Source organism: Flavobacterium sp. 21.1 (assembly GCF_057801535.1).
In genome coordinates, this window is record NZ_JBYNXA010000001.1 from 731,576 (window position 1) to 747,172 (window position 15,597).

Sequence of the window (15,597 nt, forward strand, 5' to 3'; positions counted from 1 at the left end):
AGGGCCAAAAATAATTGGTATGCTTTTTGTAAATATAACTGCAAAAATAGCTATAACTGAGCAAATAAAAAAAGTGAGTTAAAATATTTGTTCGTTTATTAAAACAATGTAATTTTACAATAACAATTAAAACTTAAAAAGATGAAAAAATTATTAGGATTAGTTGCAGTTTTAGCGTTTAGCGTTGCGTCTTATGCTCAGCAAGGACCTAAAATCGAATTCAAAGCAAAAGACAATACTATTGATTACGGAACCGTTACTAAAGATTCTGATAACGGAATAAGAACTTTTGAGTTCACTAACACGGGCGATGCTCCGTTAATCATCACTAATGTACAATCCACTTGCGGTTGTACCGTTCCGACTAAACCAACTGAACCGATTATGCCTGGAAAAACAGGAAAAATCGATGTAAAATACAACATGAATCCCGGCAGGATATCTAAAACTATCACCGTGGAATCCAATGCTGTAAATTACGAAGGCGGTAAAGTAGCGTTACGCATCAAAGGAGAAGTAATCGTGAAAGAAGAGAAAAATGTTCTTCAAAAAGAGAAAGTCGGTCCACAATCGTAAATTGTGTAACAGATAAAATAAAAATCCCTGCAGTAGCGGGGATTTTTTTATAGTATCTTTTTAAGTCGGAATTCGAATTTCTTTACAATTCCTTTGCGGTCTATTACTATTTCAATGGTTTTTCCATCTTCTTCCTGCAACATCTCGTCTATTTTCTGTTTGGAAAGATTGCTTACATTTTTATTATTGATCTTCAATACCTTATCTCCGATTTTTAATCCGGCTGTCTCAGCAGGTGAATTCTTCCTCACAGATGCTATTTCATAAACCGGCTTTAAAGTGAATTTATACTTCAGTGTACTGTTATCTAAAGCAATTTCATTGACATTTAACACATTTGTAGACTTATCATCCCGTATTTTATCTACTTCCTGAAGCCATTGTACCCCACCATGCTGCACTTCGATCCCACTCATGTTGTAGTTAAAAGGATCGTCGTAATAACCACTTTTCTTGAGATAAAGATGCCCTCCGTGATAATCCATAATCATCGTAAAACGTTTAAGCATTCCTCCTCCAAGCGAACCGTTTCGGTCTTTGACCAATCGCAACTGTTTATAAGAAGAAGTATCAGGATACGAAACCAAAGGGGAATTGAATTTAAATTCCGAAAACTGTAATTGATCCAATCTGGATTTTTTTCCAAAAACGGTCCCGCCAATCCCTTCACCCAGTACATCTTCAAAATAATTATCATTAGTTTTGATCACATCATTTTCAAACAGCCACAATCCGTCACCCAAACCTGTATCGACCAAGAGTTTTAAATCGATTTCCTTTTTATCCAATTTTGCTTTAACAGTAAGGTACGCCCGGTCATTAACAACTGTTATAGGCAAATCCGTAAATGATTTCATCTTTTTCTTTTTGGAAAGAATTTCCCGATCCCTGTACACTATTACCTTCTTCTTTTGATAATCGATCTCAATGATATGATTCTTAAAAAAGGAATACCCCAAAATACCATTAACAGGAATTCCGATTCGGGAAGAAAAATTGAGGTTCTCATCAAGAATCACGAGCAAGTCAAATTTATTATTCTTATAATCGCTGACACTGGCAAAATTGGTATCCGAGTATATCCCCTCAGCCATTTCCTCATTTCCCATTCCCGAAATCTTAATTTTTTTGGTATTGTAAAGATGAATGGTGTCATTTTCAGGAAAACTAAATATAATAGAAGGTTCTGAACCGGAATCCAGAAGCATATTTAATTTCGTACCATTGATTTCGACCGGAATAATAATTAGGTTATCAACAAACGTAAAGGGAATAACAATTTTATCCTTATCGGATTCAAACTGAAAACCATTTTGTCCGAAAACGCTATTAAAAAGCATTAAAAAAAAGACAAAAACAATTGAGCGCATATTCGGGCTTTTTCTGAAAATTACTACATAAATACTTAATTTCCTAAAACTTTAAAAAATTAATAACAATTCATTTTTCATTGTTTCTGAAAAATGTCGCAAATTTGTACCTCAAAATAAACGACACATGCCTAAAATTTCAACAAAAGGCCAGCAAATGCCTGAATCACCAATTCGTAAATTGGTTCCTTACGCAGAAATTGCGAAAAAAAAAGGTCATAAAGTATACCATTTGAATATCGGACAACCTGATATCAAAACACCTGAAGTAGCTTTAAATGCTGTTAAAAATGCTGACATCACCGTTTTGGAATACAGCCACTCCGCAGGTTTTGAAAGTTACAGAACCAAACTTGCTGCATACTACCAAAAGCAAGGTTTACCAATAAACACAGAAGATATCATTATTACGACCGGTGGCTCTGAAGCATTGCTTTTTGCCATGGGAAGTACTATGGACGCTGGTGATGAGATCATCATTCCGGAACCGTTCTATGCAAATTACAACGGATTTTCCACAGCTTCAGGCGTAAACGTAGTTCCTGTAATCTCCACTATCGATACAGGTTTTGCCTTACCTCCTATTGCTGATTTCGAAAAATTGATCACTCCTAAAACAAAAGCGATCTTGATTTGTAATCCGGGCAACCCAACAGGATACTTATATTCAAAAGAAGAAATCATGCAATTGGCCGAACTGGTTAAAAAACACGATTTATTCCTAATCGCGGATGAAGTATACCGCGAGTTTGCATACGATGGTTATACGCACCATTCGGTAATGAATGTTCCGGGCTTAGAAGAGCACGCTATCATGATTGACTCGGTTTCAAAACGTTTCAGTATGTGTGGCGCCCGTATCGGCTGCATCGTTTCCAAAAACAAAGAAGTAATGGCAACGGCTATGAAATTCGCTCAGGCGAGATTGAGCCCACCGACTTATGCTCAGATTGCCAGTGAAGCTGCATTAGAAACGCCGCAAAGTTATTTTGATGATGTGATCACCGAATACAAAGACCGTCGCGACACGTTAATTGCCGAGTTAAACAAAATTGAAGGTGTCAAAGTAGCTACTCCAAAAGGAGCATTTTACTGCATCGCAAAATTACCAATTAAAAACGCCGATGATTTCGCACAATGGTTACTGGAATCGTACGACTTTAATGGTGAAACAGTTATGGTGGCTCCGGCTGCAGGTTTCTACTCTACCAAAGGAGTTGGCCTTGACGAAGTACGTATCGCTTACGTTCTTAAAAAAGAAGATTTGATAAAATCAGTTCAGATATTAAACGAAGCTTTAAAGGTTTATAAGAACTAAATAAAAATTTCAATCGATGTAGAAAGCCTTCAGTTTAACTGGAGGCTTTTTTATTTTGGAGCGGAAGTCCAATAGCTATCGGTATGAGCATTTTTCCAGTCCTGATCTCTAATATCCTCTGCATCATGCTGAACTTTGCTTCAGCATCTTCTCCATTTAAAATTTATATCCTAAAACATGTTATTAAGGATGACTAGCGAAAACATTCCAAATAACATCAAACAAAAAAGGCTGCCCTTATCAGGCAGCCTTTTTTTATTTAAATCAATTACTTATCGTTTCATCGAGAAGTGCGCTTTGAATAATTTCTCAGCACCGTTCTCTTTGTACTTAACGGTAAACCAGTAATCCGTAGATGGTAAAAGCTGTCCGTTATAAGTTCCGTCCCATCCGTTGCCGCTAGGAACAAGCTGTTTGATCAGTTTTCCATAACGGTCATAGATATGGATTTCCGAATTCGGCTGGCTTTCACTTAATGACCAGATGTTCCAGGTATCGTTATATCCGTCAGCATTCGGTGTGAAGAAATGTGGATAACCGATTGTAAAGATATGCTCAAGTGTGATGTTCGTACATCCGTTGGCATCCTGAATCGTTATCGTATGCTCACCCGGTAATACATTGATGAAGATATTGCTGGTCTGGAATGCACCTCCGTCCAAACTGTATAAGTAAGATCCGGTTCCTGCTACAGTTACTGTAATCGCCTGAGTATCCTCAAAGTAATTAGTAACTACTGCAGTAGCGCTTGTAGCCGGGTTAGTAGCGTTAACAATGATCATAAACACATCCGTACAACCTGTGGTCGAATTCATGATTGAAACGGTATACTGACCTGCCTCCATAGCCATATAAGAACTGCTTGTAGAGATCACGGTATTCATATCATTGTTGAAATACCATTGGAAATCGTAATCCGTTGCACTTAAACCAGTGTCCATATTATAGCCATAGATTACTGCTCCGGTTGCACTGTCCACACAGATCAATCCATCAGGAATGCTGATTTTTGGCAATGGGTTCACCAGAACAACTACAGTAATCGGACTTCCTGCACAGCCATTATTCATCGGTATGATGGTATAAGTAGCAGTTCCAGGCTGAGTTCCTGTAGCCGTTAAAATCTGATCGATGGCAATTCCTGCTCCCGGAACGATTTCAGAGCCACTTCCGTCAAATGCACCGGTTACACCATTTTCAACAACAGTCCACGAAATCGATGTTCCAGGCATGTTCGGAGTAACTGTAATACCTGATGAGCTATTGCTACAGATAGGCTGCGGCGCAGAAGGACTGAATACCTCCGGTGTCGGATTAACCGTTACAGTAACTGTAATTGGTGTTCCCGTACATCCGTTAACTGTTGGCGTAATGGTATAAGTCACAGTACCTTGCGTTAGACCAACTGTAGTTAAGGTCTGACTGATTGTATTACCAGTTCCCGGTGCCGCTCCGAATAAGTTCGATTGTACAACAGTCCACGTGAATACAGTTCCCGGAACATTGCTGTTCAATGTGATATTGGTAGTCTCCCCCGAACATAATGTTTGAGAAGTCGGACTTGCCGTAACATTCGGATTAGGATAAACCGTAACCGTCACTGTTTTTGGTGTTCCAGGACATCCGTTATTGATTGGTGTGATGGTATAAACCGCCTGACCGATTGTAGTACCTGAAGCCGTAAGAACCTGATTGATTGAAGAACCCGTTCCGCTTGATGCTCCAGCTACGCCATTGGTCTGAATAACATTCCAGTTAAAAGTCGTCGTCGCAACGTTACTAGTCATGGTAATGTTTGTTGTACCACCAGTACAGATAGATTGATCCGTTACATTAACATTTACTAATGGTACCGGAGTCACTGTTACTGTTACAGTGGTTGGAATTCCTGTGCAGCTTCCCGCCGCAGTTGGTGTAATGGTATAGGTTACAGTACCTGCACCAGTTCCCACAGTAAGCACTTGTGAAATAATATTTCCGCTTCCATTAGAGGCTCCTGTTACACCACCTGTTTGAGTATAAGTCCAAGTGAAAGTCGTGTTAGGAACATTACTTTGCAGTTGGATTCCGCTAGATTGTCCTGAACATAATGTCTGCGAAGTTGGAGTCGCGGTTACTGTAGGTGTTTGATTTAATATCACATTTCCGGTAGCAATCGCACTTGAACAACCAGTTACCATATTCGTAATGACAACACTATAAGCTCCCGGAGTCGAAGTTACGAAACTTGGAACATCTCCTGGATTAGTAGCACCTGCAGGTACTGTCCATGCATAAGAATATGATCCGCCTGAACCTGGTGAAGCTATCACCGTTGCCGAAGCTCCTGAACAAATAGACGGACTATTAACCGTCACTGTTGGCAGAGGATTATTAGATATTGTTCCTGATGCACTAGCACTACTACAAGTTGTCGCACTATTAGTAATAACTACACTATATGTACCAGGTGTTGTCGATGAGAAACTAGGAACACTACCTGGGTTTGTTGCTCCCGCAGGAACAGTCCACACATAAGTATATGTTCCGGCTGATCCAGGTGTAGCAGTTAATGTAGCAGGTGATCCCGCACAGACTGTTGCACTATTCACAGTTACAGTTGGCAACGCATTCACTGTTACTGTTCCGGATGCACTTGCACTGATACATCCTGTTGTATTATCTGTAATAATTACACTATAAGTACCCGCTGTTGAAGTAGCGAAACTAGGAACATTTCCTGGATTAGTCACTCCTGCAGGAACCGTCCACGCATAAGAATAAGTAGCGGCGGCATTGCCTGGAGTAGCAGTCACGTTAGTAGAAATTCCCGAACAAGTCACAGGACTGTTAACAGTTACAGTAGGTAATGGATTTACAGTAACCGTACCTGAAGCACTAGCACTTGAACACGTTGTTGTTGTATTAGTAATTATTACACTATAAATACCAGCAGTTGTCGTAGTAAAACTCGCAACGTTTCCAGGGTTCGTAACTCCTCCAGGGACAGTCCATACATACGAATACGTCGCCGCTGTACCAGGAGTAGCAGTTACAGTTGCCGCATTTCCAGCACAAACTGACGGACTGTTTACTGTTACTGTTGGTGTTGCATAATTAGAAACTGTTCCCGATGCACTAGGGCTAGAACAATTTGTTGCTGTATCTGTTATCACTACGCTATACGTACCCACTGTTGTAGTTGAGAAACTTGCAACGTTACCAGGATTTGTTGCTCCCGCAGGAACTGTCCATACGTAAGAATACGTTCCTGCTGCACCAGGCGTCGCTGTAACTGTTGCTGTCGCGCCCACACACACAGTTGAACTATTTACTGTAGCACTAGGAAGAGCATTAACAGTTACAGTTCCGGAAGCACTTGCGCTCACACAGCTTGTTGCTGTATTAGTAATGATAACACTATAAGTACCCGCTGTCGCAGTTGCAAAACTTGCAACGTTTCCTGGATTTGTAAATCCTGCAGGAACTGTCCACACATATGAATAAGTTCCGGCAGCTCCAGGAGTAGCTGTTACCGTAGTATTAGTTCCGGCACAAGTTACCGGACTATTAACCGTTACTGTAGGTAATGGATTTATAGTAATCGTAAATGTTCTTGGCGGACCAGCACAGCCAAACTTCGTTAAAACAACCGTAATTGTAGCTGTCTGAGGCGTAGTTATTGTTGCAGCTGTAAACGAAGGTATGAAGTTTGTGGTGCCACTCGCCGCTAAACCAATTGCAGGGTTGCTATTGGTCCAGCTAACAGTATCATAAGCATCACTTGTAGTGAAATTGATTTGATTAACCGTTTGTGCCGAACATGCATTCACATTAGTAACAGCGTTAATTTGCGGTGTTGGACAACCACATGTAATTGTTTCAGGCGTTACACATACAGTTCCGGACCCATTTAAAGTAAATGTGATTGGCTGACCATTTGTTAGAATATAAATAGAACTTGGAGCCGCTTGACTTCCCGTTATTGTAGGTCCTCCATTAATAGAATAGCTATAAGTAAAAAGGGTTATCCCCGGTACATTTGACCAGTCAATATATATTTCGCCAGGGTGTCCCGGTGAGCCATAAGCACCACACTGAAGATTCATACTTCCTGCTGCAGGGTTTGCCGTCACATTTCCGGAAGCACTTGCACTACTACAGTTTGTCGCAGTATCAGTGATAATTACACTATAAGTACCAGTCGTAGTAGTAGTAAAACTTGCTACGTTACCTGGGTTAGCGAAACCTGCCGGCACAGTCCACACATAATTATATGAGCCTGCAGTTCCCGGTGTTGCAGTCACTGTCGCTGATGCACCTGAACAAATTCCTGAACTGTTTACTGTTACAGTAGGCAGCGGATTAACAGTTAAAGTACCTGAAGCACTAGCACTTGAACACGTTGTTGTTGTGTTAGTGATAATTACACTATAAGTACCTGCTACTGAAGTTGAAAAACTTGCAACGTTTCCTGGATTAGTAAATCCTGCAGGAACTGTCCATGCATATGAATATGTAGCAGCCGAACCAGGCGTTGCCGTTATAGTAGCCGAAGCTCCTGAACAAACCACTGCACTGTTCACGGTTACGGTCGGTAAAGCATTAATTGTAACTGTCCCTGAAGCACTAGTGCTAGAACAAGTTGTAACCGGATCAGTTATGATTACGCTGTATGCACCAGACGTTGTTGTAGCAAAAGTAGGTACGTTACCTGGGTTTGCAAAACCTGCCGGTACAGTCCAACTGTAGTTATAAGTACCTGGAATACCAGGAGTAGCGGTTACTGTTGCTGAAGCTCCTGAACAAACTGCAGGACTGTTTACAGTAACAGTCGGTAGTGGATTTATTGTAACTGTTCCTGCACCTGTTGCACTTGAACAGTTTGTAGTTGTATTAGTAATTACAACACCGTAAGCACCTCCAACATTAGTTGTGAAAGTTGCAACGTTGCCCGGATTAGTAGCTCCGGAAGGAACTGTCCACGCATAATTATACGTTCCTGCTGCGCCCGGTGTAGCTGTTAACGTTACAGTCCCTCCTTGACAAGTCGTTGGGCTGTTAACAGTTACCGTAGGCAATGCATTGATAGTTACAGTTGCAGTGTTAAAACAACCGTTATTGTTTGTATAAGTAATAATTGCTGTTCCAGGTGCAACTCCCGTTACTAAACCGGAAGCGTTAACGGTAGCAATACTTGTATCCGATGATGACCACGCGTTTGAAGCAGCCGGAGTTCCAGCTCCTGTCAATTGAGTAGTTGAACCAACACACGCAGATAGTGTTCCTGTAATTGCAGGACGTGGATTTACAATCAATTGGAAAGTTGTATTCCCGAAAACTCCAGGAGTGGCCACGCTTTCCATTCTTACGTATATTGTTTGTCCCGCACTTACGAAGTTCTGAGTCTGACCAACAGCAGCACCCGCAGGAATTAGCGCACTATTTAAAGCAGTACCGTCAGCACTGGCTAGTGTTGTATGATAAGTGATAGTATAATCAGCCGCATTTTGCCCACCCAAGATCGTTGTGTTTTGCTGAGTTAAATCGAACGATTCTGTTCCATTTCCATCATTATCACAGGCAACTAAATTTGGCGGTTGAACCGGAGTCGCAGTACATGATCTTACAACTAAATCAAAAGGCTGCACTTTTCTACAACCGGTATTTAAATCTTCCACACAAGTCCAAATCGTCGTCGTAGTAGCCGTACCCGGTGTAGTGTAATTTGTTGTACTTCCTGTTATGATATTAGCATCTGTTCCTTGGGCACTGACCTGAGTAGTATGATAACTAAGTACATAATTTGCCGGATTCAGTGGTGCCATTATGGTATTTCCATTAGGCGTAAAATCCCAACTATAAGTAGCTGGTGTCGGTGTTACCTGACAATTATACAAAGTTGAAGGTACACCCGCAGGGATATTGGGCAAATCAACAGTTGTCTGATCCGTCACCTGATAATTTACCGACGGGATACATGAAGGATAAGTTGCCGTTACTGTATAGGTAGTCGTTGCATTAGGGGAAACCGAAACTGTTTGTCCAGTTCCAACAACGTTACCTAAATTATCTGTCCAAACAAATGTTGGGGGCAACTGAACGCCGTTTGGAGTAAAACGCCAAGATTCGTTATTGGTGATCCAAGTACCTTGATTTCTTCCCGGTGCCGCTGTCGCAACCGTTCCGGCTTCATTTTGAACACCAATCAGTCCGTGACCATTTGCCCAGGAAACACAAGGATATCTTCTCTTAACGTGAACCTCAATAATATTCGTTGCCTCATAAAGCACGATCTGACTTGTCTGAGGTCCTACTACCGCATCACTCGAACAACCAAACTGAGCTACTTCAGAAAAATTAACAACAAAGGCTCGATCAGGATAATTCCCTACCGTATAGTAATTAATATTCGGGTGCGCAAAGGCATTGTTCACATTCGGGTTAATATCTTGGAAAACACCATTTATTGAACTTCTGAAAGGAGCAGCTCCAGGCGCACTGGCATAAGGAATAGCACCCGAATTTACCCAAGTACTACCGGAGCTAGGAGTATAAAATCCTCCTGGCGTAACACCGGCTATACTAAAAGTCATTACCCCATTTGTAGAAATCAGGGTTTGCAAATAATTGGTATTATAAAAACAGAAGTTGAAGTTCTGAGGTGTTAAACCTTTTAAATCAATTATCGAAGACCATCTGTCATCGATCGTAAGATTCGTCGCCGATCCAGCCGTTGCTCCAAAAGGAGGATTATAAGGAATTGACGATACCGTATAGCCCGTAGTTTGATAGATTGGGACATAAGTACATGAAAGTGTTGTACTCTCTCCCGGATTACAAATAACAACAGACGAGGAAGCTGTGACTTCTATACCTGGAGGTTGAGTTCCCTGTGCATTCACAAGCAACGATAAAAATCCAAAAAGGATTAATAGGTATTTTTTTTTCATAATTTGGTTGGAATTTGGCTGTAAAAAAGCAAAAATAAAACATATAACGATAAAAAGTGAAATTTTATTCACTTTAACATAACACAAAACTCAACTATTTTGTTAGTATTTTAAAAAAAACTCGGCAAACGGTATAAAAAATGCGCTTTTGTTACTATTATTAATATACAAAAAAAGCCGCCCAAAGGCGACTTTTTTTGCAAAATAACAAATCATTTCTATCGTTTCATAGAGAAGTGAGCTTTAAAAATACGCTCCGTTTTATTCACTCCATCTCTAAATTTAACCGTAAACCAGTAATCCGTTGATGGTAATGGTTGTCCATTATAGGTTCCATCCCAACCTTCCCCAACCGGAGTAATCTGCTTAATTAATTTCCCGTATCGGTCAAAAATCAAGATTTCTGCATCCGGCTGATCCTGTAGATCCCAGATGTTCCAAGTATCGTTGTAACCATCTCCGTTTGGAGTGAAGAAATGAGGATAACCAATAACGAAAATCGTCTGGGTTAAATCTGTACATCCATTCACATCAATAACATGAACCTCATGTAAGCCTGGAAGAATTCCTGTGAATACATTGGAAGTCTGATATGCACCACCATCCAATTGGTATTCAAAATTACCTGAACCTCCAACTACCACAGCGGTAATATTTGGATTATCGCTAAAGGCTTCGTTCACATACAGATTTAATGAACTTGCAGACAATGACTCTGTTACTGTGGCATCTACTGCATGTGAAACACAACCCGTAACCGAGTTGGTAACAATTACAGAATAAACTCCTGACTGATCAGCTACATAAATAGCATTTGTTGCACCTGATATCTCTACACCATCCAAGAACCATACAAAATCATAGTTTGCATTGTTTAATCCTGTATCCAAAGTATGCGTTGATAACACAGAACCTGTACCGGAATCAATACATATGTAACCATCCTGAATTTGCGGTTGTGGTAACGGATTCACTGTAAAGGTAATAGTAATAGGATTACCGCTACATCCGTTTGCCATTGGAATTATAGTATAAGTAACCGTTCCGGCAACATTACCTGTTGTTTCCACCATCTGACTAACATTTACAGGATTAGTATTTCCGCTTCCGTCGAAAGCTCCGGTAACTCCGTTTTGAACTACTGTCCAAGTAAACGTAGTACCTGGGATATTTGGTATTAAAGAAAACTCAGCATTGTCACCACTACAGATTACAGTATTCCCTGGATTTCCAAATACTTCCGGTGTTGGATTTACCGTAACCGTAACCGTAATAGGCGCTCCGGCACATCCGTTGGTATGCGGAGTAATAATATAATCTACTGTGCCCGGTGTTAAAGATACTGTTGATAACGTTTGCGCTATAACGTTTCCGCTTCCTGAAGATGCTCCATATACACCTGTTTGGATAACATTCCAAGTAAAGGTTGTATTAGGCAAATTACCTATCAACGTGATATTGGTCGCTGTTCCCGAACAAACTGTCTGGTTTGACGGACTTGCTGTAACAGTCGGAATAGGATTTACGTTGATAGCAACCGTTACCGGTGTTCCAGGACATCCATTTGTAATCGGAGTTATAGTATAAACTGCTTGTCCCGTAGTATTACCGGTAGCTGTCAGCACTTGAGAAATATTCGTTCCTGTTCCGTTAGTAGCTCCGGTCACCGTTGTCTGAACAACATTCCAATTATAAATAGTTCCCGGTAAACTGCTTGCAAAAACAACTGATGCAGTACCTCCCGAACAAATATTCGTTGCTGTAGCCGTTGCCGTCATTGTCGCTCTCGGTGTTACACTTACAGTAACATTCAATGGCGAACCAGGACATCCGTTTAACGTTGGAGTTATTGTATAGATAACAGTTCCCATCGCAGATCCGGTAGCTGTTAACGTCTGAGAAATTACATTTCCGCTTCCGCTGGAAGCTCCTGTTGCTCCAACCTGTGTTACTGTCCATGAATATGTTGTTCCGGTAATATTACTATTTAAAGTAATTCCTGTGGACTGTCCCGAACAAATTGTTTCTGATGCCGGTGTAGCACTAACAACTGGTGTAGGATTTACATTGATTGTTACCATGATTGGTGTTCCGATACATCCATTCGCAGTTGGTGTAATTGTGTAAACCACAGTTCCGGATGTGGTTCCAACAGTTGTCAATATTTGTGCAATTGTAGCTCCATTTCCATTCGATGCTCCTGTAACCCCTGTTTGAACTACAGTCCAGACATAGGTTGTTCCTGCAACAGCACCTGATAAAGAAATGTTGGTCGCTGATCCTGAGCAGATAGTTTGTAATGAAGGAGTTGCGATTGCATTCGGAATCGGATTCACCGTAATCGTACCCGTAGCCGTAACTGCCGGAGTACATCCTCCTGTAGTGGTTACCGTATAGTTGAACGTACCTGATGCTGTTGGAGTTCCGCTGATGGTGAACACCCCAGCAGCATAACTACCTGTTACACCTGCCGGTAAACCGGATACCGTAGCTCCTGTAGCATTGGTAACAGTATAAGTAATCGCCGTGATTCCAACATTCTGACATACCGTCTGAGCACTTGTAGCTGCTGCTGAACTAAGAGCGATCGCCGGTAGTGGTGTTACCGTAATCGTACCTGTAGCTGTAGCCGCCGGAGTACATCCTCCTGTAGTGGTTACCGTATAGTTGAACGTACCTGATGCTGTTGGAGTTCCGCTGATGGTGAACACCCCTGCAGCATAACTGCCTGTTACACCTGCCGGCAAACCGGATACCGTAGCTCCTGTGGCATTGGTAACAGTATAAGTAATCGCCGTGATTCCAACATTCTGACATACCGTCTGAGCACTTGTAGCTGCTGCTGAACTAAGAGCGATTGCAGGTAGTGGTGTTACCGTAATCGTACCTGTAGCTGTAGCTGCCGGAGTACATCCTCCTGTAGTGGTTACCGTATAGTTGAACGTACCTGATGCTGTTGGTGTACCGCTGATGGTCAACACCCCTGCAGCATAACTGCCTGTTACACCTGCCGGTAAACCGGATACCGTAGCTCCTGTAGCATTGGTAACAGTATAAGTAATCGCCGTGATTCCAACATTCTGACATACCGTCTGAGTAGTGGTCGCTGCTGCTGAACTAAGAGCGATCGCCGGTAGTGGTGTTACCGTAATCGTACCCGTAGCCGTAGCTGCCGGAGTACATCCTCCTGTAGTGGTTACCGTATAGTTGAACGCACCTGATGCTGTTGGATTTCCGCTGATGGTAAACACCCCTGCAGCATAACTGCCTGTTACACCTGCCGGCAAACCGGATACCGTAGCTCCTGTAGCATTGGTAACAGTATAAGTAATAGCTGTAATTCCAACATTCTGACATACCGTCTGAGTAGTGGTCGCTGCCGCTGAACTAAGAGCGATAGCTGGTAGTGGTGTCACCGTAATCGTACCTGTAGCTGTAGCCGCCGGAGTACATCCTCCTGTAGTGGTTACCGTATAGTTGAACGTACCTGATGCTGTTGGAGTTCCGCTGATAGTGAACACCCCTGCAGCATAACTACCTGTTACACCTGCCGGTAAACCGGATACCGTAGCTCCTGTAGCATTGGTAACAGTGTATGTAATAGCCGTGATTCCAACATTCTGACATACCGTCTGAGTAGTGGTCGTTGCTGCTGAACTAAGAGCGATCGCCGGTAGTGGTGTCACCGTAATCGTACCTGTAGCTGTAGCCGCCGGAGTACATCCTCCTGTAGTGGTTACCGTATAGTTGAACGTACCTGATGCTGTTGGTGTACCGCTGATGGTGAACACCCCTGCAGCATAAATACCTGTTACACCTGCCGGTAAACCGGATACCGTAGCTCCTGTAGCATTGGTAACAGTGTATGTAATAGCCGTGATTCCAACATTCTGACATACCGTCTGAGTAGTGGTCGCTGCCGCTGAACTAAGAGCGATTGCAGGTAGTGGCGTTACCGTAATCGTACCTGTAGCCGTAGCCGCCGGAGTACATCCTCCTGTGGTGGTTACCGTATAGTTGAACGTACCTGATGCTGTTGGAGTTCCACTGATAGTGAACACCCCTGCTGAATAACTGCCTGTTACACCTGCCGGTAAACCGGATACCGTAGCTCCTGTAGCATTGGTAATTGTATAAGTGATAGCCGTGATTCCAACATTCTGACATACCGTCTGAGTAGTGGTCGCTGCCGCTGAACTAAGAGCGATTGCTGGTAGCGGTGTTACCGTAATCGTACCTGTAGCCGTAGCCGCCGGAGTACATCCTCCTGTAGTGGTTACCGTATAGTTGAACGTACCTGATGCTGTTGGTGTACCGCTGATGGTCAACACCCCTGCAGCATAACTACCTGTTACACCTGCCGGTAAACCGGATACCGTAGCTCCTGTGGCATTGGTAACTGTATAAATGATAGCCGTGATTCCAAAATTCTGACATACCGTCTGAGTAGTGGTCGCTGCCGCTGAACTAAGAGCGATAGCTGGTAGTGGTGTCACCGTAATCGTACCTGTAGCCGTAGCCGCCGGAGTACATCCTCCTGTAGTGGTTACCGTATAGTTGAACGTACCTGATGCTGTTGGTGTTCCACTGATGGTGAACACCCCTGCAGCATAATTTCCGGTCAATCCAGAAGGCAAACCTGATATAACAACCCCAGTAGCTCCTCCACCAACAGTATAAGTAATAGACGAGATACCTGCATTTTGACATACCGTCTGAGTATCGGTTGCTGGAGCAGAAGTCAAGACAACCGTCGGCAATGGAGAAATAGTAATATTAAAAGTGCTATTGCCTGCAGGTCCACATGCAGTTGCCGGATAAGAGTACGTTACTGTATAAGTTCCAGCTGTACTAGTGGAAAGTGTAATTTCACCAGTAGTCCCGTTGATACTTAATCCAGCTGTAGACGAATAAGTTCCTCCTGTTGTAAATCCTGCAACCTCTATCGGCATCGGATTAGTTGCCGCATTAATACAAACCGGTGTAGTGTACGTAAACCCAGTTACTGGTGTCATTGAAGGATTTACATTAATAGTACCCATAGCCGTAACTGCCGGAGCACATCCTCCTGTAGTGGTTACCGTATAGTTGAACGTACCTGATGCTGTTGGTGTTCCGCTGATGGTGAACACCCCTGCAGCATAACTGCCTGTTACACCTGCCGGCAAACCGGATACCGTAGCTCCTGTAGCATTGGTAACAGTATATGTAATAGCCGTGATTCCAACATTCTGACATACCGTCTGAGCACTTGTAGCTGCCGCTGAACTAAGAGCGATCGCAGGTAGTGGTGTTACCGTAATCGTACCTGTAGCTGTAGCTGCCGGAGTACATCCTCCTGTAGTGGTTACCGTATAGTTGAACGTACCTGATGCTGTTGGTGTACCGCTGATGGTCAACA

Annotated in this window: 5 protein-coding genes; 2 read left to right on the forward strand and 3 right to left on the reverse strand. The window is 42.6% G+C overall.

Going from position 1 to position 15,597, the window contains the following annotated elements:
• Window positions 1-141: 141 nt before the first annotated feature.
• Entirely contained in the window at window positions 142-576 is a 435-nt protein-coding gene (locus tag AC3E9U_RS03315) for a DUF1573 domain-containing protein (protein WP_488745484.1), read from the forward strand.
• Window positions 577-623: 47 nt separating this feature from the next.
• Here the strand turns inward: AC3E9U_RS03315 and AC3E9U_RS03320 are convergent, their stop codons facing one another.
• On the reverse strand, window positions 624-1,946 hold the full coding sequence (locus tag AC3E9U_RS03320; protein WP_488745485.1) for a PDZ domain-containing protein: 1,323 nt from the start codon (window positions 1,944-1,946) through the stop codon (window positions 624-626).
• 127 nt (window positions 1,947-2,073) lie between these two features.
• On the opposite strand from AC3E9U_RS03320, the gene AC3E9U_RS03325 reads away from it, so the two are divergent.
• Complete coding sequence (locus AC3E9U_RS03325) at window positions 2,074-3,264, forward strand: pyridoxal phosphate-dependent aminotransferase (protein ID WP_488745486.1); 1,191 nt, start codon at window positions 2,074-2,076, stop codon at window positions 3,262-3,264.
• Between the two features lie 272 nt (window positions 3,265-3,536).
• On the opposite strand, the gene AC3E9U_RS03330 is transcribed toward AC3E9U_RS03325, so the two are convergent.
• The gene (locus AC3E9U_RS03330) at window positions 3,537-10,196 is read right to left on the reverse strand and encodes a PKD-like domain-containing protein (RefSeq protein ID WP_488745487.1); all 6,660 of its coding nucleotides are present in this window, start codon (window positions 10,194-10,196) and stop codon (window positions 3,537-3,539) included.
• Window positions 10,197-10,414: 218 nt separating this feature from the next.
• Window positions 10,415-15,597, reverse strand: a 5,183-nt coding sequence (locus tag AC3E9U_RS03335; RefSeq protein ID WP_488745488.1) for a PKD-like domain-containing protein, incomplete at its 5' end; no start/stop codon positions are given.